Source organism: Streptomyces hygroscopicus subsp. hygroscopicus, assembly GCF_030269125.1.
GTDB classification, from domain to species: Bacteria; Actinomycetota; Actinomycetes; order Streptomycetales; family Streptomycetaceae; genus Streptomyces; species Streptomyces hygroscopicus_C.
The window spans coordinates 173112-198535 of the sequence record NZ_BSSM01000010.1; the positions used below are offsets into that span (position 1 = coordinate 173112).

The window sequence follows — 25424 nt, forward strand, 5'->3', positions numbered from 1 at the left end:
ATGTGGTCTAGTCATGCCGCCTCCTGCAGCGCCGCCATCGAGCTGGCGCTGATCGGCGTGACCGCGCTCTGCGTGGCCGACATCCACTGTCGCTGACGCCGCCCCCTGGCGTTCGCGTCGCGACCTTTCTCCTTCCTCTCCGTCCGTGACCCCGGTCACGGATTTTTCGACGACCCGACGCCGGGGCCGACGTCTGTCCATGGACGTCTCACTCCTCGTCCACTTGTCTCACTCTTCGAGAAACCCTCGAACCATCCCCGAGAGGTCGTCATTCCGATGCGTCAACCGTCCGTCATAGCGCGCCGCGTGGCCGCGGCATCCGTCAGCCTGGTCGTGGCCGCGGGCGCCGCCGCCTGCGGTCCGAAGGACAGCGGTGCGAAGGGCTCCGGTGGCGACTCCACGCCCCACAAGGGCGGCACGCTGACGGTTCTGAACTCCGAGCCGCAGACCGACTTCGACCCCGCGCGCCTCTACACCTCCGGCGGCGGAAACGTCCCTTCGCTGGTCTTCCGCACCCTGACCACGCGCAACCGGGCGGCCGGCGCGGCCGGCGCCAAGGTGGTGCCCGACCTCGCCACCGACACGGGGCGTCCCAACAAGGACGCGACCGTGTGGACGTACACCCTGAAGAAGGGCCTGAAGTACGAGGACGGCACTCCGATCACCTCGGCCGACATCAAGTACGGCATCGAGCGCTCCTTCGCCCCCGAACTCTCCGGTGGCGCGCCCTACCTGCGCGACTGGCTGGTCGGCGCGGCCGGCTACCAGGGGCCGTACAAGGACAAGAAGGGCCTCGCGGCGATCGAGACGCCGGACGAGCGGACCATCGTCTTCCATCTGGACAAGCCCGAGGGCGAGTTCCCGTTCCTGGCCACCCAGACGCAGTTCGCGCCGGTCCCCAAGGCCAAGGACACCGGCACCAAGTACGAGGAGCACCCGGTCTCGTCCGGCCCCTACGAGGTCGTCAAGAACGAGAACGACGGCGAGCACGTGCTGCTCAGGCGCAACCCGAACTGGTCCGCGGCCACCGACGACCAGCGCAAGGCCTACCCGGACACCATCGACGTCCGCTCCGGCCTCGACTCCTCGGTGATCAACCAGCGGCTGTCCGCGTCCCAGGGTGCGGACGCCGCCGCCGTCACCACGGACACCAACCTCGGACCGGCCGAACTCGCCAAGGTGACCGGCGACAAGGAACTGGCCGCGCGCGTGGGCACCGGCCACTTCGGCTACACGAACTACATCGCGTTCAACCCGACCGTGAAGCCGTTCGACAACCCCAAGGTGCGCGAGGCCATCGCCTACGCCGTCGACCGCTCCTCGGTGGTCAACGCGGCCGGCGGCAGCGCCCTCGCCGAGCCCGCCACGACCTTCCTGCCGAACCAGAAGTCCTTCGGGTACACGCCGTACGACCCCTTCCCGGCGGGCGCGTCCGGCAACGCGGCCAAGGCCGAAAAGCTGCTGGCACAGGCCGGTTACAAGAACGGCCTCACCGTCACCCTGACGCACTCCAACGCCAAGGACTTCGCGACCAGCCCGGAGATCGCCACCGCCCTCCAGGACGCCCTCAAGAAGGCGGGCATCACGGTCAGGCTCCAGGGCCTGGAGGACAACGACTACCGGGACACCGTCCACAGCGTGAAGACCGAGCCCGGCTTCTTCCTCGCCGGCTGGGGCGCCGACTGGCCCTCCGGCGGTCCCTTCCTCGCCCCGATCTTCGACGGCCGGCAGATCGTCAAGGACGGCGCGAACTTCAACGCGAGCCGGCTCGACGACAAGTCGGTCAACGACGAGATTGACTCGATCAACAAGTTGACCGACCTCGACGCGGCCGCCAAGCGCTGGGGCGCCCTGGACAAGAAGATCGGCGGCAAGGCCCTCGTGGTGCCGCTGTTCCACCCGGTCTACAAGCGCCTCGTCGGCAAGGACGTCCGCAACATCGTCATCAGCGACTGGACCGGCGTACTGGACATCTCCCAGGTCGCGGTGAAGTGACGCCGTGACCGAGTCACCCCTCGCCGTCGAGGCCGCCGGGACGGGCATCCCCGTCCCGGCGGCCCCGGGGGCCCGTCGGTTCTGGCGGCGGCTGCGGGCGCAGCGCGCCGCCCTGGTCGCCGCGGCCGTCGTCGCGCTGCTCGTCCTGGTCGCGCTCGCCGCGCCGCTGCTCACCGCGCTGGAGGGCCAGGACCCCACCACCTACCACCCGTCCCTGATCGACTCGGCGCGCGGCGGTGTGCCGGTCGGCCCGCTCGGCGGCGTCGGCGCCGAGCACTGGCTGGGCGTCGAACCCCAGACCGGCCGCGACCTGTTCGCCCGCCTGGTGTACGGCGCCCGGGTCTCGCTCGGGGTCGCCCTGGCCGCCACCGTCATCCAGGTCGTCATCGGAGTCGTCGTCGGCGTGGCCGCCGCGCTCGGCAGTCAATGGGTCGATCAACTGTTGAGCAGGCTCACGGACATCATCGTCGCCATGCCGCTGATGATCATGTCGCTGGCCCTGCTGGCGGTCGTCCCGGCGAACTTCCCGCGGCCCGTCCTGGTCACCCTCGTCATCGGCCTGATCGCCTGGGGCAGCATCGCGAAGATCGTGCGCGCGCAGACCCTCTCCATGAAGGGGCTGGACTACGTCTCGGCCGCCCGGCTCAGCGGCTGGGGGACCTGGCGGATCGCCCGCCGGGAGCTGCTGCCCGGACTCGCCGCGCCGGTCATCACCTACGCGGCCCTCCTCGTCCCCATGAACATCTCGGTGGAGGCGGCCCTGTCCTTCCTCGGCGTGGGCGTCAAGCCGCCCACGCCCTCCTGGGGACAGATGCTCACGTCCGCCGACGTCTGGTACCAGGCCGCGCCGCAGTACCTGCTGCTGCCGGCCGGCGCCCTGTTCGTCACCGTCCTCGCCCTCACCGTGCTGGGCGACGGCGTGCGCACCGCCCTCGACCCGCGCGCCGCCTCCCGGCTGCGGGTCGGCACCGGCCGCGAGGACAGGAACGCGCGCGAGGACGCCGGTACGAAGGAGGCGACCGCATGAGCGGCTTCGGCGGATTCCTGCTGCGCCGGGCCGTGGGCACGGTGATCACCCTGCTCGCCATCTCGGTCATCGTCTACGTCGTCTTCTACGTCACCCCCGGCGACGTGGCCCAGATCACCTGCGGCCCGCGCTGCTCGCCGGAACAGGTGCGCCAGGTCGCCGCGCAACTGCACCTCGGCGATCCCCTCTATGTGCGCTACTGGCACTTCCTCCAGGGCCTGTTCGCCGGCCAGGACTTCTCCACCGGCACCTCGGTGGAACACTGCGCGGCGCCCTGCCTCGGGCAGTCGTACCAGACCGGGCAGCAGGTGCTGGACATCATCCTGGGCAAGCTGCCCGTCAGCCTGTCGCTGGTCCTCGGCGCCATGGTGCTGTGGCTCGCCCTCGGCGTCGGCACCGGCGTCCTCTCCGCCTGGCGGCGCGGTCGCGTCTCCGAGCGGGTGCTCACCGCGATCACCCTCGCGGGCACGGCCACACCCGTGTTCGTCATCGGCCTGGTGCTGATGATCGTCGTCTGCGGCGAACTCCAGCTGCTGCCCTTCCCGCAGTACGTCGCCTTCACCGACGACCCCGAACAATGGGCCTGGAACCTGCTGCTGCCCTGGCTGTCGCTGGCCCTGATCGAGGCCGCGACCTTCGCCCGGCTGACCCGCGCCGCGATGCTGGAGACCCTCGCCGAGGACCACGTGCGCACCTTCCGGGCGTACGGCGTCGGCGAGCGGGCCATCGTCGGGCGGCACGCGCTGCGCGGCGCGTTCGCCCCGGTCATCGCGCTCAACGCCAACAACGTCGGCTCCGCGGTCGGCGGCGCCGTCCTCACCGAGACCCTGTTCGGCCTGCCCGGCATCGGCCAGGAACTGGTGCACGCGGTCAAGGTGGTCGACCTGCCGGTGGTCGTCGGCATGGTCCTCGTCATCGCGTTCTTCGTGGTGCTCGCCAACGCCGTCGCGGACGTCCTGTACGCGGTGGCCGACCGACGGGTGGTGCTCGCATGAGCCTGGTGGAAGTGACCGACCTGACCGTGGGGTTCGGCTCCCTGCGGGCCGTCGACGGACTCTCCTTCGACCTGGACAAGGGCGCCGCCCTGGCCCTGGTCGGCGAGTCCGGCTCCGGGAAGTCCACCGTCGCGGGCGCCCTGCTGGGTCTGCACCGCGGCACCGGGGCCCGGGTCGGCGGCACCGTCCGCGTGGCCGGCACCGACGTCCAGGAGGCCACCGAGCAGGAGCTGCGGCGGCTGCGCGGCGCCAAGGCCGCCATGGTCTTCCAGGACCCGCTGTCCTCGCTCGACCCCTACTACGCCATCGGCGACCAGATCGCCGAGGTGTACCGGGTGCACACCCGCGCCTCGCGCCGGGCCGCCCGCGCGCGGGCCGTCGAGGTGCTGGACCGCGTGGGAATCCCGGACGCCGCCCGGCGCGCCCGTTCCCGGCCGCACGAGTTCAGCGGCGGCATGCGCCAGCGCGCGCTCATCGCCATGGCGCTGGCCTGCGAACCCGACCTGCTGATCGCCGACGAGCCGACCACCGCGCTCGACGTCACCGTCCAGGCCCAGATCCTCGACCTGCTGCACACCCTGCGCACCGAGACGGGCATGGGGCTGCTGCTGGTCACCCACGACGTGGGCGTGGCCGCGGAGAGCGTGGACGAGGTGCTGGTCATGCGGCACGGCAGGGCCGTCGAGCACGGCCCGGTCGGCACGGTCCTCGCGGCGCCCCGGGAGCCGTACACGCGGGAACTCCTCGACGCCGTCCCCCGTGTGGACGCCCGCCGCACCGGCTCCCCGGCCACCGACGAGATCGTGTTGGAGGCCACCGGCCTGCGGCGCGAGTTCGGGCGCGGCAAGCGGGCGTTCGCGGCCGTGGACGACGTCTCGCTGACCGTGCGCCGGGGCGAGACCCTCGGCGTCGTCGGCGAGAGCGGCAGCGGCAAGACCACGCTCGGCCGGATGCTGGTCGGCCTCCTGGAGCCCACCGCGGGCGGCATCCGTTACGCGGGCGAGCCGCACACCGGCGTGAACCCGGCCGTCCAGATGGTCTTCCAGGACCCCGTCTCCTCCCTCAACCCCCGCCGCAGCGTGGGCGAGTCCATCGCCGACCCGCTGCGCGCACGGGGCGAGAGGGGCGAGGGTGCCGAGGAGCGGATCCGGGCGCGCGTGACGGAGCTGCTGGAGCGCGTGGGGCTCGAAGGGGCGCACCACGACCGCTACCCGCACGAGTTCAGCGGGGGCCAGCGCCAGCGCATCGGCATCGCCCGCGCGCTCGCCGCCGACCCGCGCGTCATCGTCTGCGACGAGCCCGTCTCCGCGCTCGACGTCACCACCCAGGCCCAGGTGGTCGCCCTGCTCGGCGAGCTGCAACGGGAACTCGGCCTCGCGCTGGTCTTCATCGCGCACGACCTCGCCGTCGTCCGCCAGGTCAGCGACCGGCTCGCGGTGATGCGCCGGGGCCGGCTGGTCGAGTACGGCCCCGCCGACGAGGTCTACGACAGCCCGCGCGAGGCGTACACCCGGCAGCTGCTGGCCGCCGTACCCGCCCTCGACCCGGAACTGGCGGCCCGGCGCCGGGCCGCGCGCGGCGAACCGGCGGCGGCGTGACGGCACGCCGGTGACGGCGCGCCGGGCGTCCGGGCCCGGCGTGACGTTTCGTGCCCGCGTGACCGCCTAGCGCGACAAAACGCGGGCCGCACGAGAAAGTTACGCCCGTTCACCCCTTTTGGTGGCGCGACGGACAACCGTCCGTCGCGCCACCCGCTCGTCCCCTTACGTTCGTCCCGCTGTGAGCCGCCGGGTCCAACGGCGGCCGACCAGAAGGAAGATCGGGGGTGCACACGTGCGCGCAGGACTGCTGACAGAGGGTGGCTATCCGTATGTGAGCGGTGACGCCGGCCTCTGGTGCGACCGGTTGGTGCGCGGGCTCGGTCAGCACGAGTTCGACCTCTACGTGCTCGGCCGCGGCAGGCGCCAGGAGGAACAGGGCCTGCTCGCGCTCCCCCCGCAGGTGGCCCGGGTCCGTACCGCGCCGCTGTGGACGGCGGAGGGCGACGGAGGGGCGGTCGCGTACGGCCGGCGCGCGCGCCGGCGCTTCACCGAGCACTACGGCGAACTGGCCGGCGCGGTGTGCACGACGGGGGACGGTGGCGCCTCCGGCGCGGTGGCGGACCGTTTCGCCAACGCGCTGTACGGGCTCGCCGAACTCGCCCGCGAGGAGGGCGGACTCGGTGCCGCGCTGCGTTCGGACACCGCCGTCCGCACCCTGGAGCGCGCCTGTCACGCGCCCGGCGCGCCGCGCACGGCGCGCGAGGCGCGCGTGGCCGACCTGCTCACCGTCACCGGCCATCTCGAACGCGCCCTGCGTCCCCTGTCCCTCGACTGGTACGGCGACGACGCGCTCGGCGCGGCCGACCTCTGCCATGCCACCTCCGGTGGGCCCGCCGCCCTTCCCGGACTGCTCGCCCGGCACTTCCACGGGGTGCCGCTGCTGGTCACCGAGTACGGCGTCCACCTGCGCTCCCACTACCTGGAGCGCGGTCCCGACGCCGCCGCGCCCGCCGTGCGCGCCCTGCTCGCGGCCTTCCACGGGCGGCTCGCCACCGAGATCTACCGCCGCGCCGAGATCCTCACGCCCGGCAACGCGCACGCCCGCCGCTGGCAGGAGCGGTGCGGCGCCGACCGGGCCAGGATCCGCACCGTCTACCCCGGCATGGCGGCCGACGGCTTCACCGAGGCAGGCGAGTCCCCGGACCGCGCGGACCCGGACACCCTGGTCTGGGTCGGGGGCGTCGAACCCGCCAAGGACCTGATCTCCCTGCTGCACGCCTTCGCCGAGGTGCGCCGGGAGGAGCCCGGGGCCCGGCTGCGCATCGTCGGCGGGCCGAGCGGACCCGACGGGCCGGCGTACCTCGGCCACTGCCGGGCGCTCGCGGCCCAGCTCTTCCCGGACGAGGCGGAGGGGGCGCACGCGGTCGGCTCCAACCCGGTCTCCTTCGAGGAGATCGGGGGCCCCGAAGCCCCCACGCTGCCCGACGCGTACGCCTCCGGCGCCGTCGTCGTGCTGTCCAGCGTGGTGGAGGGCTTCCCGACCGGCCTCATCGAGGCCATGTTCTGCGGCCGGGCGACCGTCTCGACGGACGTCGGCGCGGTGGTCGAGGTGATCGGCGGTACGGGGCTCGTCGTGCCCCCGCGCAATCCGCGGGCGCTCGCCGACGCGTGCGTGGCGCTGCTGCGCGACCCCGAGCGCCGCGCGCGCCTCGGAGCCGCCGCGCGCGCCCGAGCGCTGGAGTTGTTCACCGTCGAGCAGAACGTGGCGGCCTTCCACGGCATCTACCTGGAGATCGTCTCCCACTGCCCGGTCCGCCGCGACCTCCTCGACGCGTCCGGCGCGCCGCTGCCCTTCGCGGCCCCCGCCGAATCCCACGTCCCCGCCCGCTGGCCCGCCACCCCCACCTGGGCCCTCTCCACCACGGAGCCCGCCCGATGACCGACACACCGAGAAGGCCGAGCGGCGCGGTGCCGTGGGGCACCGGGGCGGGGGAGCGGAGGGAGACGCCGGCCGGGGCGGCTCCGGGGACGGGAGACGGTGCGGCGCGGGACGCCGGGGCCGGTTCCGCGGGCGGGCCTGATCGGACCCGGCCGTCCGCCACCGGCGGGCCAGGTCCGGCCGGGGCCTTCGGTGAGGGCGTGAGCGGTCCGGCCGAGGCGGCCGTCCAGGCCTTGTGGGCCGGGGCGTCCGGTGCCGGGGCCCACTCTTCCGGGGCTCGTGCCGAGGGGCCGGGTCCGGCCGGGGTTTCCGGCACGGGCGGGGAGGGTTCGGCCGGCGCCCCGGTCGGCGAGCCGTACCGGGGCGGGTTCCGCGACGGCGGGGCACCGCGCGTCGACTCCCCGGTCGGGAGCCCACGTTCGGCCGGTGCCTCCGTCGGCGGACCGCACACGTACGGGACCTCCGCCGGGGTCCCGCGGGCGTACGGGACCTCCGCGGGGCGGCCGTACGACCGCGTGCCCCCGCCCGCCGCTCCCGGTACACCCGGCGGTGGCGCGCGAAAGCCTTCCTCGGCCCCCGGAACGGACCCCGCCCGCAGGGCCGTACCCCGGCGCGGCACCGGGGACCCCGTCAAGGCGCTGCTCCACCGGCACCGGGATCTGTGCGAACGGGCCGTGGACCCCCTGGAGATCGCGGCCGGCCTGGAAGCGCAGGGGATCACCGACCGTACGGCCGCCCGGTTCCGGCACCGGGACGTCTTCTCGCTCGCCGAGGAGCTGTACGCGCGGGTGCCGCGCGGCGGCGAGCCCCGCCCGGAGCCGGAGCCGCCGATGCCCGTGCCCCACGTGCGCGCCCGATGGGCGCTGTCGAGCCTTCTGCCCGGTGTCGCCGGTGCCGCCACCGTGGCCGGGACGCGCCTCACCCAGGGACAGCCCCGCCTCCTCGTGGCCGTGGCCGGGATCGTCGCCCTGGCCCTCGCCACCCGCGCGGCCCTGCGCACCGGACCCCTCGCGGGCCCCTACGGCTCGCGCGCGCCCCTCCCCGGACCGCGCGGCCCCCGCCCGTGGACCCTCTGGCTGCTCGGTTACGCCCTGTTCGGCGACGGCCTGCTGCACGACGTGCTCACCGGCGGCCCCGACGCGCTGCCGGACGGCGCCCCGGGCGGCGACTGGCCCACCGCCACCGTGCCCGTCCTGGCCCTCACCCTGTCGATCGCGCCGGCGGCCTGGTGCGCGCACCTCCTGACGGCGGGCGCGCGGCGCAGGCTCGCCGGCAGCAGGGGGCTGGGCGAGTTCACGGCCGCGGCGCGGCCGCTGCTGGTCGGCACGTTCGCGCTGTTCCTCGGCGCGCTCGCCGCGCTGCTCCTGCTGTGCGGGAAGGTGCTCAAGGAACCCGCGGCCTATCCGCAGGCGCTCACCCTCGGCGCCCTGCTCCTGCTCGCGCGCCTGCTCACCGTGCACCGGTACCGGCGCGCCCCCGCCCTCGTCCTCGGCGCCGCCGCGGCCACGGAGGCGGCGGCGCTCGCGCTGCCCCTCGCCGGGCGGCTGCCCCACCTCGGCTTCCTCGCGGTGCCGGTCCGCACCCTCGTGGACACCCTGGGCGAGCCCGCCGTACCGGCCCTCACCTGCGGCATCGCGGCCCTGACCCTGCTGCTGCACGCCACCCGCACCCTCACCCGCGCCTCGGCCCACGCACCCACCGGAGCACCCGAGTGAGCGCCCTGCCGAGCCACCGGTACGACGCGGTCGAGAGCCTGTCGAGCCGCCCGCACCACCCGGTCGTGCGCCTCTCGGGTCGCCCGCACGCCCTGGTCGAGCGCGCCTTCAGCCGCCCGTACCACCTCGTCGGGCGCCCCCTGGGCCACCGCCCCCTCCAGCGCCCCGTGAACCACCCGCACCACCCTGTCGAGCGCCCCCTGAGCCGCCCGCACCACCCCTGTGAAGGAGACCTCCAGATGTCCACCTCCCGCACGGGAGCCCCCGAACCCCTCACCCCCGGAGCCGCCCGATGAGGGTTCTGCTGATCGGAGCCAATGGATACCTCGGCCGGTTCGTCGCCGAGCGGCTGCTCGCCGATCCCGCCGTACAGCTCACCGCGCTCGGGCGGGGCGACGACGCGGACGTCCGGTTCGACCTCGCCACCGGCAGTCCGGGCGCGCTCACCCGGTTCCTGGGCGCGGTGCACCCAGGGGTCGTGATCAACTGCGCCGGTGCCACTCGCGGCGGTGCCCGGGAGCTGACCCGGCACAACACCGTCGCCGTGGCCACCGTGTGCGAGGCGCTGCGGCGCAGCGGCTGCGGCGCGCGGCTCGTGCAGATCGGCTGCGGCGCGGAGTACGGGCCCAGCCAGCCCGGCTCGTCCACCGCCGAGGACGCCGTACCGCGGCCCGGCGGGCCGTACGGCGTCAGCAAGCTCGCCGCCACCGAACTCGTCCTCGGCTCCGGCCTGGACGCCGTGGTGCTGCGCGTCTTCTCGCCCGCCGGGCCCGGCACCCCGGCCGGCTCCCCGCTCGGCCGGCTCGCGGAGGCGATGCGCCGCGCGATGCAGTCGGGCGACGGGGAGCTGAAGCTCGCCGGGCTCGGCGTGCAGCGCGACTTCGTGGACGTGCGCGACGTCGCACGCGCCGTGCACGCCGCCTCGCTCTCCGCCGCGCAGGGCGTGATCAACATCGGTTCGGGCCGCGCCGTGCGCCTCCGCGACGCCGCCGGGATCCTCGCGCGCGTGGCCGGTTACGGCGGTGCCCTGCACGAACTCGACGGGCCGCCCGGACCGCCGCGCGGCGCCCTCGGCCACCCGCGGCCCGAGGCGGAGCACGCGGGGCCGGCGGCGTTCCCGTACCCGGACGGCTGCGGCAGCTGGCAGCAGGCGGATGTGCGCACCGCGCGCGACCGGCTCGGCTGGCGCCCGCGCATCAACCTCGAAGAGTCCCTGGCCGACATCTGGATGGAGGCGGCATGCCGCATCTGACCAGCGGCGGCGGCGGCGCCCTCGGCACCGCCGTGCGCACCGCCCTCGGCACCGCCGTGCGCACCGCCCTCGGCGTCCCCGGTCACCCCCACCCGCTCGTCGCTCCCGCCCAGTGGGCCGCGCTCGCCCGTCCGGGCACCCCGCTCGACTGGGTGGTGCTCGACGTGGCCGGCGGACCCGGGGCCCGACCCGACCGGCACCGCCTGGAGGCCGTGGACCCGCTGCACCACGCGGGCGTCCGGGTCCTCGGCCGCCTCGACCTCGCGCAGGGCGCCCGCGCCCGCGCCGACCTGCTGCGCGACGCCCAGCACCACCTCGACTGGTACCGGGTCGACGGCTTCCTGCTCGACCGCTGTCCCATCGGCCGTGGGGAACTCGCCGAGGTCCGGCGGGTGCTCGCGGACCTGCGGGCGCTCACCGACAGCCCCCGTCTCGTCCTCGGCCACGGCACGCACCCGCACCCGGGCTACGCGGAGAGCGCCGACCAGCTGGTCACCTTCTCGGGCCCCTGGTCCGACTACCGCTGGTCGCAGGTCGCGGAGTGGACGACAGACCATCCGCCCGAGCGGTTCTGCCATTTCGTGCACGGCGTGCCGCGCGGGCACCTGGAGGAGGCGCTGCGCATCGCGCGCTGGCAGGGCGCGGCCACGATCTACTTCACGGACCGCACCGGAAGCCATGGTTCCGATGACCCGTGGGGGGCGGTGCCCGGGTACTGGGACGAGATCGTCTCGCGCCTCGGAACGGGTGTCTCGGAATGAAGAAGGGCGTGGCAGTGTTACGGGGAGAACAAACGTAGTGATTGACCGACCAACGGAGTCCCCGTGTCGCTGCCACCCCTGGTCGAGCCGGCTTCCGAGCTCACCGTAGACGAGGTCCGCAGGTACTCCCGCCACCTGATCATCCCCGACGTGGGCATGGACGGGCAGAAGCGGCTGAAGAACGCCAAGGTGCTGTGCGTGGGCGCCGGCGGCCTGGGCTCGCCCGCGCTGATGTACCTGGCCGCGGCGGGCGTCGGCACGCTCGGCATCGTGGAGTTCGACGAGGTCGACGAGTCGAACCTCCAGCGCCAGATCATCCACAGCCAGTCCGACATCGGCCGCTCCAAGGCCGAGTCCGCGCGTGACACCGTCAAGGGCATCAACCCTTATGTGAACGTGGTCCTTCACGAGGAGCGGCTCGAAGCCGAGAACGTGATGGACATCTTCAGCCAGTACGACCTGATCGTGGACGGCACGGACAACTTCGCCACCCGCTACCTGGTCAACGACGCCTGTGTGCTGCTGAACAAGCCCTACATCTGGGGTTCGATCTACCGCTTCGACGGCCAGGCCTCGGTCTTCTGGTCCGAGTACGGCCCCTGCTACCGCTGCCTCTACCCGGAGCCCCCGCCCCCGGGCATGGTCCCCTCCTGCGCCGAGGGCGGCGTGCTCGGCGTGCTGTGCGCGTCGATCGGCTCCATCCAGGTCAACGAGGCCATCAAGCTCCTCGCGGGCATCGGCGACCCGCTGGTCGGCCGGCTGATGATCTACGACGCCCTGGAGATGCAGTACCGCCAGGTCAAGATCCGCAAGGACCCGAACTGCGCGGTCTGCGGCGACAACCCGACCGTCACCGAGCTCATCGACTACGAGGCCTTCTGCGGCGTCGTCTCCGAGGAGGCCCAGGCGGCGGCGGCCGACTCCACGATCACTCCCAAGCAGCTCAAGGAGTGGATCGACGACGGCGAGAACATCGAGATCATCGACGTCCGCGAGCCGAACGAGTACGAGATCGTCTCCATCCCGGGCGCCAAGCTGATCCCGAAGAACGAGTTCCTCATGGGCGCCGCCCTGGAGTCGCTCCCCCAGGACAGGAAGATCGTCTTGCATTGCAAGACGGGTGTCCGCAGTGCGGAAGTCCTCGCGGTCCTCAAGTCCGCGGGCTTCTCCGACGCCGTCCACGTCGGCGGCGGCGTGATCGGCTGGGTCAACCAGATCGAGCCCCACAAGCCGGTCTACTGACCGACCCCCGCCGGGGAAGCCCGCGGCGCCTGGACCCGGTCCAGGCGCCGCGGGCTTTCCTCGTCACCGGCCTCCGCCCGGCGCGGGCGGGCCGCCTCGTCCGGGCCGGTTCGCGCGGAGGTCAGCCGCAGACCGCGCCCGCCTCCGGGATCGTCCCGTGCAGCAGGTAGGCGTTCACCTTGCTCTGGACGCACTTGTCCTTGCTGTCGTACGCGCCGTGCCCCTGGCCCTTGAAGGTCAGCTGGACGCCGACGCCCTTGCCGAGGGCTTCGGCCATCCGCCGCGCGCCCTCGTAGGGGGTGGCCGGGTCCCCGGTGTTGCCGACGACCAGGATCGGCGCCGCGCCGGGGGCGCTGACGTCGGGGTGGTTCGCGGCGCCGGGGACGGCCCAGTCGGTGCAGCCGATCATGCCCCAGGCGAGGAAGTCCCCGAACAGGGGTGAGGCGGCGCGGAACCGGGGCAGCGCGCGCTGGACGTCGGCGACGGTGTAACGGGGCTTCTCGTCGGCGCAGTTGATCGCCATGTTCGCCGACGTGATGTTGCTGTACCGGCCGTTCTCGTTGCGGCCGTTCATCGCGTCGGACAGCACCATCAGGACCCTGCCGTCACCGTCGTACGCCTGCTGCAGGCCCTCGGTGAGGTACTCCCAGAAGTCCTTGGAGTACAGGGACTGCGCGATGCCGTTGGTCGCGGCGGTCTGGGTGAGCCGGCGGGGGGCGATGCCCGGGATCGGCTTCCTGTCCAGGCTGTCGAGGAGTTTCGCGATGCGGTTCTCGACGTCCTGCGGGGTGTCCCCGATCGGGCAGCCGTCCGGTTTGGAGACGCAGTCCTCGGCGAAGTTGCCGAGCGCCAGCTGGAAGCCCTTCGCCTGGCCGAGCGCGCTCTCCTCGGGGTTCTCCGTGGGGTCCACCACCCCGTCGAAGACGGCCCGCCCGACGTGCCGGGGGAACAAGTGGGCGTAGACGCCGCCGAGTTCGGTGCCGTAGGAGATGCCGAAGTAGTGCAGCTTCGCGTCGCCGAGCACCTGCCGCATCAGATCGATGTCACGGGCCGCGTCGGTGGTGCGCACGTGCGGCAGCACCTGCCCGGCGTTCCGCTCGCAGCCCGCGTTGAAGTTCCGGGTGCGCCGCACGAGCTGGGTGCGCTCGGCGCTGTCGTCGGGGGTCGCGTCCTGCTGGAAGAACGTGTCGAGCTGGGCGTCGGTCTTGCAGACGACCGGCGCGCTGCGGCCGACCCCGCGCGGATCGAAGCTGACGAGGTCGTAGCGGGTGCGCAGGGCCGCGTAGTCCTGGGCGAACGCGGGCAGCGAGGTGACGCCGCTGCCGCCCGGCCCGCCGAAGTTGAAGACGAGCGAGCCGATCCGCTCGCTCGCCGGCCCGCTGGCCCTGGCCCGGATCAGGGCGATGCCGATCGTCGATCCCCGCGGCCTGCTCCAGTCCAGGGGCGCTCTCATGGTCGCGCACTCCCAGGTGGTGCCGTTCGGCAGCGGGGACGGCGCGCCGCCCCCGCCCTCCGCCTGGTCGGGGGCCGGGCAGGCCGTCCAGTCCAGGGTCTGCGCCGTGAGCGACGGGGTGGCGCCGGTGCCGAGATCGTCGTCGCCGCAACCGGCCAGGAGCGCGGCCAGCAGCACGGCGGCCGTCGTCAGGGCGGTGGCGCGCGGCCGGGGCAGAGCGGTGGCTCGCAGCCGGGAGTCAGAGGCCATGTCCCCATCCTGCGGGCGCGCCCGCCGGGCCGCGCGGGGCACGGGCCGTACGAGGTACGACCCTCCCGGGGGTGTCCCCGCGGGCGCCTACAGCGCTCCCTTGCGGGTCAGGTGGTTGAACGCCAGCCACCCCGGCAGCACCGGCAGCCACAGCGTCATCAGCCGGAACAGCAGCACCGCCGGTGCCGCGACCTCCTTGGGCAGGCCGAACGCGATCAGACCGAGGGTGAGGCTCGCCTCGACCGCGCCCACGCCACCGGGGGTGGGCGCCGCCGAGCCGAGCGCGTTTCCGGCGAGGAAGACGACGGCGACGCTGGCGATGCTCAGCGAGGTGGTGCCGTCGCCGAAGGCCCGCACGGAGGCGTCGAGGCACATGACGAAGCAGGCGGTCAGCAGCAGCATGCCGCCGATGCCGGTGACCAGCTTCTGCGGCCGCTGGAGCACATCGAGCATGCGGGGCACGACTCCGGCGAACAGCGACCTGACCCGGGTGACGACGAACTTCCGCAGGAACGGCACGGAGGTCACCACCAGCACCAGCACCGCGACGGTCAGCAGACCCGCGATGACGGTCCGGGACGGCGACAGCGTCGGCGTCTTCTCGGTGCCGGTCAGATAGCCGAAGGACAGCAGCATCAGGATGTGGCAGCCGAGCCCGAACAACTGCGAGGCGCCGACGCTCGCCACCGCGAGCCCCGGGCGCACGCCCGCGCGTTGGAGGAAGCGCGTGTTCAGCGCCACCCCGCCGACCGCCGCCGGCGCCACGATCTTCACGAAGGATCCGGCGACCTGCGCCGCCACCGTCCGCGGGAACGGCACCCGCTCCGGCACGAAGCCCAGCAGCGACATCGCCGCCGCGACATAGCTCAGCGCCGAGAACAGCACCGCCGCGATCACCCAGCCCCACTGGGCCTGCGAGAACAGCGTGCCGAACTGGATGTGCGTGAGCTGCGTCAGCAGGAAGTACGCGCCGATCGCGCCGGCGATGAAGCTGATCAGCGTGCGCGGCCGCACCCGCTCCAGCCGGGCCGGGTGCACCGGGGCCTGCGGCCTGATCCGCAGCACCTGGTGCCGGATCTGGGTGAGCAGATCCTCCTCGCGGGCCTCCTCTATGGCTTCGTCGATCGCCCGCCGTTCGGCCCGCTGCTCCGCCCGTACGGCCTTCTTGTCCGTCTTGTCGAGCCGCTCGCCGGCGTCTTCGAGTGTGGTGCCGTTCGCCTCCGCGGCCTCCCGCAACCGGGTCAGCTTGGCCTGACGGGACGCCTCCAGCACCGCCTCGCGCTCCCGCTGGGCGCGCTCGCGGCCCAGCCGGCGCAGTGTGTTGCGGGTGGAGCGGGTGAGCGCGATCGGCTGGAGCATCGGCAGGCAGTCGGCCACCGTGTCCGGGCCGAGCACCTCGACCGCCGAGGCCACCGCGCGCTCGGCGCCGACCCGCAGGCCCAGCGTGGTCAGCAGCTGGGCCACGTCCATGCGCAGCAGCAGGTCACCGGCCGCGATCTCGCCGCCGCGCAGCTCGGTGACGATCACCTCGCCGCGGCCGCCCACCAGGATCGCGTCCCCGGCCAGCCTGCGGTGCGCGATGCGCCGCGACTGCAGAGCGCGCACCTGCGACCAGGCGCTGCGCAGCAGCTCGTCGGTGATCTCCTCGTCGGCCAGCGTGTCCAGCCTGCGTCCCCCGGTGTGCTCGTAGACCAGCATCACCGCGTCCGGGCCCAGCTCCGAGGTGGCGATCAGCTTGGGCGCGTTGGCGCCCGCCGCGATCGCCGCGTACGCCAGCAGCGCCTCCTGCTCCAGGGCCTGGCGCAGCGACTGGAGGCTGGAGCGGGTGGCGAAACCGCGCAGGGTGAGGTTGCGCCACGCCCGGTAGAAGAAGCCCTGGGCCTGCTGCTCCCGGTCCACGACCGTGACGTCCAGCGGCGGGCCGTCCTCCAGGGTGACGAAGTAGCGCCGGCCCCGGTCGCCGTTCTCGCTCTCCACGGCCTCCTCGCGGGCCGCGCTGACCGGGCGGAAGCCGACGTGGCGCAGGCCCGCCATCAGGGTCTGGCCGGTGGGGCGGACATTGGGGGAGCCGACCGCGTACAGCGTGCCGTACGCCACCGACCAGCCGATCAGCACCGTCAGGACGATGGAGAAGGCGGTCGTGTAGCCGGTGACCAGCATCGAGAACGCGTCGAGCAGCAGTACGATCCACAGCACCGCGCGCCAGCGGGGCCTGCGGGACATGCCGACGGCCGTCATGTAGGCGATGACGGGCGCCAGATAGCCGTGCACCGGATCGGTCAGGGCGTGGACGTCGACCGGCGAGGGCTGGGTGAGGGCGTCCTGGATCGAGCCGGGGGCGGCCCGCGCGACCCACAGGTCGGTGGCGAGCGTCACCCCGTGCGCGAGGACGGCGGCGAGGACGCCGTCGGCGATGCGCAGCCCGTCCCGCTTGATCAGCCGTTCGATCGCGAAGGCGACCGGGACCAGCAGGATCGCGATGCTGGACGCCAGTCCGGCGAATCTGATCAGGATGTCGGGGGCCTGTCCGGTGCCCTTGTTGATGTCCTGTTCGAGGCCGGAGGTGGTCCCGTGCGCGAACGCGGCGACGGCGAGCAGCACCACGATGGCGAGCAGTCCGACCAGGAACCGCATCAGGTCGGAGGGCCGGTGCACCCGGGCCGGGAGCAGCGGCTCGTCGCCCTCCACGGCGTCGGGGTGCTCGGGGTCGTGGGGGTGTGCCTCCGGGCCCGCCTGCGGGTCGTGCTCCGCGTGCGGGTCGTCGCCCTCGGACCTCGGGTCCCCCGGCGGGTTCTGCGGGATGTGCGCCCCCTCGGTGCGTTCCGTGCCCGCCTCGTGCGGACCCCGGTGGGCGTCCTGGGCGTCCTGGTCGCCCCTGCCCGTACGGCCGGTCTTCGGGCGTGCGCCGGTGCCAGGTGTGCCCGCCCCGCTCTCGGGGTGCACGCCCTGCTGCTTCATGATCTCTTCTCGGTCTCGTATCACCGGTCACCGCCCGCACGATGGTGGCATGCCCCACCGACACACGCGGGCGTCAGGGTGCGGATGTGCGGTCGCACAGTCTGCCGGAAGCGCCGCCCGGGGGCGAGGGGACGTTCGCTGCGCGGCGCTCCGCGATGTCGGCGGGGTGCGGCAGGATGGGGCGAATGAGCGAGCAGAACCCCGGCGCGGAGCCCCGCGGGACGCACCCGGACGACCTGCCCGAGTACGCCGAGCGGGTCCTCCAGGTCGCCGAGCTGATCCCGCCGGGCCGGGTCATGACGTACGGCGACGTCGCCGAGTGGCTGGAGGAGGGCGGCCCGCGCCAGGTCGGTCGCGTGATGTCCCTGTACGGCGGCGCCGTGCCGTGGTGGCGCGTCGTACGGTCCGACGGGGCACTGCTGCCGGGCCACGAACTGCGCGCGCTCGCGCACTACCGGGACGAGGGCACACCGCTGCGCGAGGCGGGCAGGAGCGCCGAGGGCCACCTGCCGCGACTCGACATGCGCCGGGCCCGGTGGGACGGCGGTGCGGACGCGGGTCACACCTGACAGCTTCCGCCATCGGAGGCGGTCGGCGGCACCCTGTAGTCCGTACGGGTGATACCCGGGACGTCCGTGGCATGCCGTACGTTCGAGAGGCGGCGGTATCGCGCCGGTGGCCCGTGCGCCCCTCACCCGGAGCCCATCGTCCCGCGCGCGTGACCGCCCGCCCGCCCCCACCACCAGCAGTACGACCACCAGGACCGGCCGACCACGTGAGCTCCTCCTCCTCCACAGGACACCCGCCGCACCCCGAGGCGCGGCGGGGGAGCCGTGGCGCTTACCGACTGGTCCGTACCCCGCCGCCCCGCCCGGCCCCTCCTCTTCTGGACGCCGCCCAGCGCGCCGTGGTTGACCACCGCGCCGGGCCTCTGCTCGTCCTCGCGGGCCCCGGCACCGGCAAGACGACCACGCTGGTCGAGTCGGTGGCCGCGCGGATCGCCCGGGGCGCCGACCCGGAGCGCGTCCTGGTGCTCACGTTCAGCCGCCGGGCCGCCGTCGACCTGCGCGACCGGATGGCCCTGCGCATCGGCGCGGCCCGCGCCCCCCGGGCGACCACCTTCCACTCGTACAGCTACGCCCTGGTCCGCGCCCACCAGGACAGCGGCCTGTTCGTCGAGCCGCTGCGCCTGCTGTCCGGTCCCGAGCAGGACGTCGCGGTCCGCGAGCTGCTGGCCGGGCAGCCCGAGCTGGAGCGGCTGGGGCTCACCCATGTGCGCTGGCCGGACGAGCTGCGCGCCTGCCTGACCACGCGCGGCTTCGCCGACGAGGTCCGCGCCGTACTCGCCCGCAGCCGCGAGCTGGGCCTCGCCCCGGGCGCCCTGGACGCGTTCGCCCGGCGCATCGGCCGTCCCGACTGGCGCGCGGCGGCCGCCTTCCTCGCCGAGTACCTCGACGTGCTCGACCTCCAGGGCGTGGTCGACTACGCCGAGCTGGTGCACCGAGCGGTCCTGCTCGCCCGCCGCCCCGAGGTCGCGGCGGCGCTCGCCGCGCGGTACGACGCCGTGTACGTCGACGAGTACCAGGACACCGACCCCGCCCAGGTGCGGCTGCTGCACGCCCTGGCCGGCGGCGGCCGCACCCTGGTCGCGCTCGGCGACCCCGACCAGTCGATCTACACCTTCCGGGGCGCCGACGTGAACGGCATCCTCGGCTTTCCGGCGGCCTTCCCGCGCTCCGACGGGAGCCCGGCCCCCGTCCAGGTGCTGCGCACCAACCGCCGTTCCGGCGCCGCCCTGCTGGCCGCGACCCGCCTGATCACCCAGCGGATGCCGCTGCCCCGGCTGCCCGCGGACAAGGTGCGTGCGCACCGGGAGCCGGCCGCGGCCCGCGACGGCGGCCGCGTCGAGGTCTACACGTACCCGACCCAGGGCACCGAACAGGAGAACATCGCGGACATCCTGCGTCGCGCCCACCTGGAGGACGGGGTGCCCTGGCGCGAGATGGCCGTGCTCGTCCGCGCCGGCGCCCGGTCCCTGCCGACCCTGCGCCGCGCGCTGACCGCGGCGGGCGTCCCGCTGGACATCGACGGCGACGACCTCCCGCTGCGCCACGAGCCCGCGGTGGCCCCGCTGCTGACGGCCCTGCGCGCGGTCGCGACGGCGGAGGCGCGGGGGCGGGACGGGGAGATCCGGCGGCCGGGGCCGCAGGAGCACCGGACGGCGGACACCGGACCGGCCGGAGCCGGGAGCCCCCGGCCCGGGGAACGACCGGAGGCCGACGCGCGTCCGGACGCGGACGACACGTCGACGGCCGCGGAGCGAGCGGCCGGGGCGGGGCGGCCGGAGGCCGAGGAGCGGTCCGGGACGGGTGAGCGGCGGCTCGGGGCGGACGTGCGGTCCCGTACCGGTGAGTGGGCCGGGACAGGCGGGGGACCCGGGACCGACGAGCGTCCCGGGGCGGACGACCGGCCCGGGACCGGCGAGCGGACGCAGGCCGAGCCGTCCTCGGAGCCGGGCGGGCGGTCGCCGGCGGAGGAGCGTCCGGAGCAGGAGCCTCGAGAGCAGGGCGAACGGTCGGCTGCCGGGGAGCGCCCGGAGCAGGACCGACGCCCCGCCCCCGACGCGCGCCTGCATTCCGCCGGCCTTCCCGAAGAAGCCCCCTGGCTCGACACCGAGACCGCGCTGACCCTTCTCGCCTCGCCCCTCGCCGGCATGGACGCCGCCGACCTGCGTCGCCTGGGGCGGGCGTTGCGCGAGGAGGAGCGGGCCGCCGGGAACATGCTGCCGCCGCCCTCGGACGAGCTGCTCACGCGGGCGCTCGCCGAGCCCGAGCGACTGGTGGCGCACGACCCGGCGTACGCCCGCGGCGCCCAGCGGCTCGGCGCACTCCTGCGCAAGGCCCGCGAGCGGCTCGCGAACGGCGGTACGGCCGAGGAGGCGCTGTGGGACCTGTGGAACGGCACGCCCTGGCCCGGCCGACTGGAGCGGGCCGCCCGGCGCGGTGGCGCGGCGGGCCGGAACGCCGACCGGGACCTGGACGCGGTCTGCGCCCTGTTCGCCACCGCGGCGCGCGCCGAGGAGCGCACCGGCGGCCGCGGCGCCCTGAACTTCCTGGCCGAGATCGAGGCCGAGGACATCGCCGCCGACACGCTGACCCGCGGCGCGGTACGGCCCGACGCCGTCCGCCTGATGACCGCGCACCGTGCCAAGGGCCTGGAGTGGGGGCTGGTCGTCGTCGCCGGTGTCCAGGAGGGCCTGTGGCCCGACCTCAGACGCCGCGGCTCGCTGCTGGAGGCCGACCGCATCGGCCGTGACGGACTCGCCGAGCCGCTCACCCCGGGAGCGCTGCTCGCCGAGGAGCGCCGCCTGTTCTACGCCGCCGCCACCCGCGCGCGCGACCGCCTCGTCGTCACCGCCGTGAAGGCACCCGCCGAGGACGGCGACCAGCCCTCCCGGTTCCTGACCGAGCTGGGCGTCGAGCCCAGGGACGTCACCGGCCGTCCCCGCCGCCCGCTGGCCGTCGCCGCGCTCGTCGCCGAGCTGCGCGCCACCACCGTCGACCCGGCCGCCTCGGCCGCGCTGCGCGAGGCGGCCGCCCGTCGGCTGGCCCGGCTCGCCGCGCTCACCGACGAGGACGACCGTCCCCTCGTACCGGCCGCGCACCCCTCCCGCTGGTGGGGCATGTTCGAGCCGACCGAGAGCAAGGTGCCGCTGCGCCACCGCGACCAGCCCGTCGTGCTGTCCGGCAGCGCCCTCGACCAGCTCGCCAACACCTGCGCCCTCCAGTGGTTCCTGGGCCGCGAGGTGAAGGCCGACGCCCCCGCCACCGCCGCCCAGGGCTTCGGCAACGTCGTGCACGTCCTCGCCGACGAGGTCGCCTCCGGCCGCACCCCCGCCGACCTCGACGTCCTCATGGAGCGCCTGGACTCGGTGTGGAACGCGCTCGCCTTCGACGCGCCCTGGAAGTCCCGTCAGGAGAAGGACAACGCCCGCGCGGCGCTCGAACGCTTCCTCAACTGGCACGTCCTCGACCGCTCCACCCGGACGTCCGTCGCCAGCGAGCAGGACTTCGACGTCACCCTGGAGGCGGGCGAGTACCAGGTCCGCATCCGCGGCCAGATGGACCGCGTGGAGACGGACGCCGAGGGCCGCGCCTACGTGGTCGACTTCAAGACCGGGAAACAGGCCCCCACCGCGCGCGAGGTGGAGCGCCACCCCCAGCTCGCCGTCTACCAGCTCGCCGTCCGCGAGGGCGCCGTCGACACCGCCTTCGACGGCGCGCGCCCCGAGCCCGGCGGCGCCGAGCTGGTGCACCTGAGGCAGGGCGCCGCGGTGCGCGACGGCGGCGAGACCCTGCCCAAGGTGCAGACGCAGGAGCCGCTCACCGGGGAGTGGGTCGGCGAGCTGCTGGCCACCGCCGCGGGCAAGGTCCTGGACGAGCGGTTCAGCCCGAGCGCCGGGCAGCACTGCACCCACTGCGCCTTCCGCGCCTCGTGCAGCGCGCGGCCCGAGGGGCGGCACGTGGTGGAGTGACGTACCGCACGACGCCCCTGGACCTGCGCTTTTCTCCTCATCGAGGGCAGTCGTGCACCGGACTGTCAGTGCCCGCCGCTAGCCTTTTCCGACATGCCCGCCCATCTCACCGATCCCGAGCAGCTCAAGGAGCTCCTCGGCATCCCCTTCACCCCGGAGCAGACGGCCTGCATCACCGCGCCGCCGGCCCCGCAGGTGATCGTGGCCGGCGCCGGTTCGGGCAAGACCACGGTGATGGCGGCCCGCGTGGTCTGGCTGGTCGGCACCGGGCAGGTCGCCCCCGAACAGGTCCTCGGCCTGACCTTCACCAACAAGGCCGCGGGCGAACTGGCCGAGCGCGTCCGCAAGGCGCTCGTCAGGGCCGGCGTCACCGACCCGGAAGCCCTCCCGTCACCCGACGGCCACCCCTCGGCGACAGGGCTCCGCGCCGACCCCCCCTGGTGGGACCCGGACAACCCCCCGGGCGAGCCGGTCATCTCCACGTACCACTCCTTCGCCGGGCGCCTCCTCACCGACCACGGCCTGCGCGTCGGCCTGGAGCCCGCCTCCCGCCTGCTCGCCGACGCCACCCGCTACCAGCTCGCCGCCCGTGTGCTGCGCGAGGCCCCCGGCCCCTACCCGGCCCTCACCCGCTCCTTCGCCGACCTCGTCGGCGACCTGCTCGCCCTCGACTCCGAACTCGCCGAGCACCTGGTGGAGCCGGGCCGACTGCGCGCCTGGGACGAGGAGCTGCTCGAAACCCTCCAAGGCACCCGGCTCAGCAACGCCGAGCTGCGCAAGGTCCCCGAGACCGCGCACGCCCGCCGCGAACTCGCCGGACTGGTCCAGCGCTACCGGGCCGCCAAACGCGAACGCGACCTCCTCGACTTCGGCGACCAGATCGCCCTGTCCGCCCGCCTGGCCGCGCTGCCCGAGGTCGGCCGCCTGCTGCGCGAGGAGTTCCGGGTGGTCCTGCTGGACGAGTACCAGGACACCTCCGTCGCCCAACGCGTCCTGCTCGCCGGCCTGTTCGGCGCGGGAACCGGCCACCCCGTGACCGCCGTCGGCGACCCCTGCCAGGCCATCTACGGCTGGCGCGGCGCCTCCGTCGCCAACCTGGACGACTTCCCCGACCACTTCCGCCACGCCGACGGCCGTCCCGCCACCCGCCAGTCGCTTCGTGAGAACCGCCGCAGCGGCGGCCGGCTCCTCGACCTCGCCAACGGCCTCGCCGCCCCCCTGCGCGCCATGCACGCGGGCGTCGAGGCCCTTCGTCCGGCCCCGGGCGCCGAGCGCGACGGCACGGTCCGCTGCGCCCTGCTGCCCACCCACGCCGAGGAGTTGGACTGGCTCGCGGACTCCGTCGCCCACCTCGTGCGCACCGGCACCGCCCCCGGCGAGATCGCCGTCCTGTGCCGTACGGCCGCCGACTTCGCCGCGATCCAGGGCGCGCTCGTCGCCCGGGACGTCCCCGTCGAGGTCGTCGGCCTGTCCGGGCTGCTGCACCTGCCGGAGGTCGCCGACCTGGTCGCCGTCTGCGAGGTCCTCCAGGACCCGGGCGCCAACGCGAGCCTGGTACGGCTGCTGACCGGGCCCCGCTGGCGCATCGGCCCCCGCGACCTCGCCCTGCTCGGCCGCCGTGCCCGGCTGCTCGTCGCGCACGCGCGCGCCGGCGACACCGACGACCCGGACCGCCGGCTCGCCGCCGCCGTGGAGGGCACCGACCCGGCCGAGGTGATATCGCTCGCCGACGCCCTGGACACCTTCCTGGACGCCCGCGGCGGCGACGAGGACGGGCTGCCGTTCTCGCCGGACGCCCGCGTGCGCTTCGCCCGCCTCGCCACCGAGCTGCGCGACCTGCGCCGGGCCCTGTCCGACCCGCTGATGGACGTCCTGCACCGCGTCCTCGCCGTCACCGGCCTTGAGGTGGAGCTGTCGGCGTCCCCGCACGCCCTGGCCGCCCGCCGCCGTGAGACCCTCGCCAACTTCCTCGACGTCGCCGCCTCCTTCGCCGCGAGCGACGGCGAGGCCACCCTGCTCGCCTTCCTGGGCTTCCTGCGCACCGCCGCCCAGTACGAGAAGGGCCTCGACAACGCCCTGCCCGGCGGCGAGAACACCGTCAAGGTGCTCACCGCCCACAAGTCCAAGGGCCTGGAGTGGGACGTCGTGGCCGTGCCCGGCCTCGTCACCGGCACCTTCCCCAGCGCCCAGGGCCGCGACAAGTGGACCGCGCAGGCCAAGGTGCTGCCGCACGCCCTGCGCGGCGACGCTGCCACCCTGCCCGACGTCGACGGCTGGGACGCGCGCGGCATGAAGGCGTTCCACGAGGCCATGAAGGAGCACCAGCACACCGAGGAACTGCGCCTCGGTTACGTCACCTTCACCCGCCCCCGCTCCCTCCTGCTCGGCTCGGGCCACTGGTGGGGCCCCAGCCAGAAGAGGAAACGCGGCCCCTCCGACTTCCTCCGGGCCCTGTACGAGCACTGCGCCGCCGGATACGGCGAGATCGAGGCATGGGCCGACGAACCCGCCGACGACGAGGAGAACCCGGCCCTGCACCGGGCCGAGGCCGACCTGGCCTGGCCGCTGCCCCTCGACGCCGACGCCTTCGCCCGCCGCCACGCCGCCGCCCGGACGGTCCTCGCCCACCTCGACACCCTGACCGCCGCCGGGCCGTCGGCCGCCCCCGCCGACCCGGCCGTCTTCGAGGACCCGGACTGGCCGGTGCCGCCGGAGGAGCCGCCGTACGACGAGCCGTACGACGGGCCGCCGTACGAAGAACCGCCGTACGACGAGGTCGACGACGAACCGCCGTACGAGGAGCCGTACGACGACAGCGCGCGCGATGGCGCCTTGGACGACGCCTTGTACGGCGACTCGTACGGCGAGGCCCCGCGCGCTGACACCCCGTACGACGGCGCTCCCGCCGACCCCCACCAGGCCTCCGCCCCCCTCATCCCCCATCAGGCCCCGGCCCCCGAGCCGGACCCGTACCCCGTCCTCACCCCGGAGGAGTCCCGCCTGATCGCCTCCTGGGACCGCGATCTGGACGCGCTCGCCGGGGAGCTGCTGCTGGCCCGCCGTGCCGTCACGGACGTACCCCTGCCCGCCACGCTGACCGCCACCCAGCTGCTGCGCCTGGCCGAGGACCCGGACGGGCTCGCGCAGGAACTCGCGCGCCCCATGCCGCGCCCCCCGCAGCCCGCCGCGCGCCGGGGCACCCGCTTCCACGCCTGGGTGGAGTCGCGCTACGAGGAGTTGGCGCTGCCCCTGCTGGAGCCCGACGAGCTGCCCGGCGGCGACGCCGAGATCGCCGACGAACAGGACCTGGAGGCACTCAAGGAAGCCTTCGAACGTACCGAGTACGCCCGGCGCACGCCGTACCGCGTGGAGGAACCGGTCCAGCTCGTCCTCGCCGGGAGGGTCGTACGCGGCCGGATCGACGCCGTCTACAGGGAGGGCGAGGGTGCGGCGGCGACGTACGAGATCGTGGACTGGAAGACCGGCCGCGAGCACACCGCCGACCCGCTCCAGCTCGCCGTGTACCGGCTGGCCTGGGCCGAACAGCAGGGCGTCCCGCTCGACGCGGTCACCGCCACGTTCCTGTACGTGCGCACCGGGGAGGCCGTTCGCCCGGCGGACCTGCCGGACCGGCCCGCGCTGGAGCGGCTGCTCGGCGGGGAGCCCGGGGCGCGCGACGACGAGGGCACCGCGGTGATCCGGCGCGCCCCCCGAGTGTGACGAACCGCCCGCCGAGGATGTGGTCGCGGGCCGATAGGCTCGT

16 protein-coding genes are annotated in these 25424 nt (G+C 74.4%); 14 read left to right on the top strand and 2 right to left on the bottom strand.

Going from position 1 to position 25424, the window contains the following annotated elements; translation table 11 throughout:
- From QSK45_RS38595 to moeZ, 11 genes are all read left to right on the top strand, one after another.
- A complete protein-coding gene (locus QSK45_RS38595; RefSeq protein WP_395483756.1) occupies positions 1-96 on the top strand; it encodes an Ms4533A family Cys-rich leader peptide in 96 nt (31 codons plus the stop codon).
- Between the two features lie 180 nt (positions 97-276).
- Positions 277-1995, top strand: a complete 1719-nt coding sequence (locus QSK45_RS22675) for an ABC transporter substrate-binding protein (protein ID WP_285559696.1) — start codon at positions 277-279, stop codon at positions 1993-1995.
- Positions 1996-1999: 4 nt separating this feature from the next.
- Positions 2000-3022: an ABC transporter permease gene (locus QSK45_RS22680; RefSeq protein ID WP_285559697.1), complete on the top strand. Its 1023-nt coding sequence runs from the start codon at positions 2000-2002 to the stop codon at positions 3020-3022.
- Positions 3019-4017, top strand: a complete 999-nt coding sequence (locus tag QSK45_RS22685) for an ABC transporter permease (protein WP_285559698.1) — start codon at positions 3019-3021, stop codon at positions 4015-4017. The genes QSK45_RS22680 and QSK45_RS22685 overlap by 4 nt, the downstream gene beginning before the upstream one ends.
- Positions 4014-5615 (top strand): dipeptide ABC transporter ATP-binding protein, encoded by a 1602-nt coding sequence (locus QSK45_RS22690; RefSeq protein WP_285559700.1) that lies wholly within the window; start codon positions 4014-4016, stop codon positions 5613-5615. Before QSK45_RS22685 ends, QSK45_RS22690 begins: the two co-directional genes overlap by 4 nt.
- Positions 5616-5850: 235 nt before the next feature.
- Positions 5851-7497, top strand: coding sequence for a DUF3492 domain-containing protein (locus tag QSK45_RS22695; protein ID WP_285559701.1), 1647 nt, complete (start codon positions 5851-5853; stop codon positions 7495-7497).
- A 674-nt stretch (positions 7498-8171) separates the two neighbouring features.
- Positions 8172-9212 carry a hypothetical protein gene (locus tag QSK45_RS22700; protein WP_395483758.1) on the top strand — a complete coding sequence of 347 codons (1041 nt, stop codon included), beginning with the start codon at positions 8172-8174 and terminating at the stop codon, positions 9210-9212.
- Positions 9209-9508 (top strand): hypothetical protein, encoded by a 300-nt coding sequence (locus tag QSK45_RS22705; RefSeq protein WP_285559705.1) that lies wholly within the window; start codon positions 9209-9211, stop codon positions 9506-9508. Before QSK45_RS22700 ends, QSK45_RS22705 begins: the two co-directional genes overlap by 4 nt.
- Complete coding sequence (locus QSK45_RS22710) at positions 9505-10464, top strand: NAD-dependent epimerase/dehydratase family protein (protein ID WP_285559707.1); 960 nt, start codon at positions 9505-9507, stop codon at positions 10462-10464. The genes QSK45_RS22705 and QSK45_RS22710 overlap by 4 nt, the downstream gene beginning before the upstream one ends.
- On the top strand, positions 10452-11225 hold the full coding sequence (locus QSK45_RS22715) for a spherulation-specific family 4 protein (protein ID WP_285559709.1): 774 nt from the start codon (positions 10452-10454) through the stop codon (positions 11223-11225). The genes QSK45_RS22710 and QSK45_RS22715 overlap by 13 nt, the downstream gene beginning before the upstream one ends.
- A gap of 63 nt (positions 11226-11288) precedes the next feature.
- Positions 11289-12467, top strand: a complete 1179-nt coding sequence (moeZ, locus tag QSK45_RS22720; protein WP_285559711.1) for an adenylyltransferase/sulfurtransferase MoeZ — start codon at positions 11289-11291, stop codon at positions 12465-12467.
- Positions 12468-12588: 121 nt separating this feature from the next.
- On the opposite strand, the gene QSK45_RS22725 is transcribed toward moeZ, so the two are convergent.
- The gene (locus QSK45_RS22725; protein WP_285559713.1) at positions 12589-14169 is read right to left on the bottom strand and encodes an alpha/beta hydrolase; all 1581 of its coding nucleotides are present in this window, start codon (positions 14167-14169) and stop codon (positions 12589-12591) included.
- Between the two features lie 87 nt (positions 14170-14256).
- A complete protein-coding gene (locus tag QSK45_RS22730) occupies positions 14257-17127 on the bottom strand; it encodes a lysylphosphatidylglycerol synthase domain-containing protein (RefSeq protein WP_285559715.1) in 2871 nt (956 codons plus the stop codon).
- A gap of 185 nt (positions 17128-17312) precedes the next feature.
- Between QSK45_RS22730 and QSK45_RS22735 the strand changes: the two genes are divergently transcribed.
- From QSK45_RS22735 to QSK45_RS22745, 3 genes are all read left to right on the top strand, one after another.
- A complete protein-coding gene (locus QSK45_RS22735; protein WP_285559716.1) occupies positions 17313-17696 on the top strand; it encodes an MGMT family protein in 384 nt (127 codons plus the stop codon).
- 206 nt (positions 17697-17902) lie between these two features.
- Complete coding sequence (locus tag QSK45_RS22740; RefSeq protein ID WP_285559718.1) at positions 17903-21661, top strand: UvrD-helicase domain-containing protein; 3759 nt, start codon at positions 17903-17905, stop codon at positions 21659-21661.
- A gap of 93 nt (positions 21662-21754) precedes the next feature.
- Positions 21755-25381 carry a UvrD-helicase domain-containing protein gene (locus QSK45_RS22745; protein ID WP_285559720.1) on the top strand — a complete coding sequence of 1209 codons (3627 nt, stop codon included), beginning with the start codon at positions 21755-21757 and terminating at the stop codon, positions 25379-25381.
- The last annotated feature ends 43 nt before the right edge of the window (positions 25382-25424 follow it).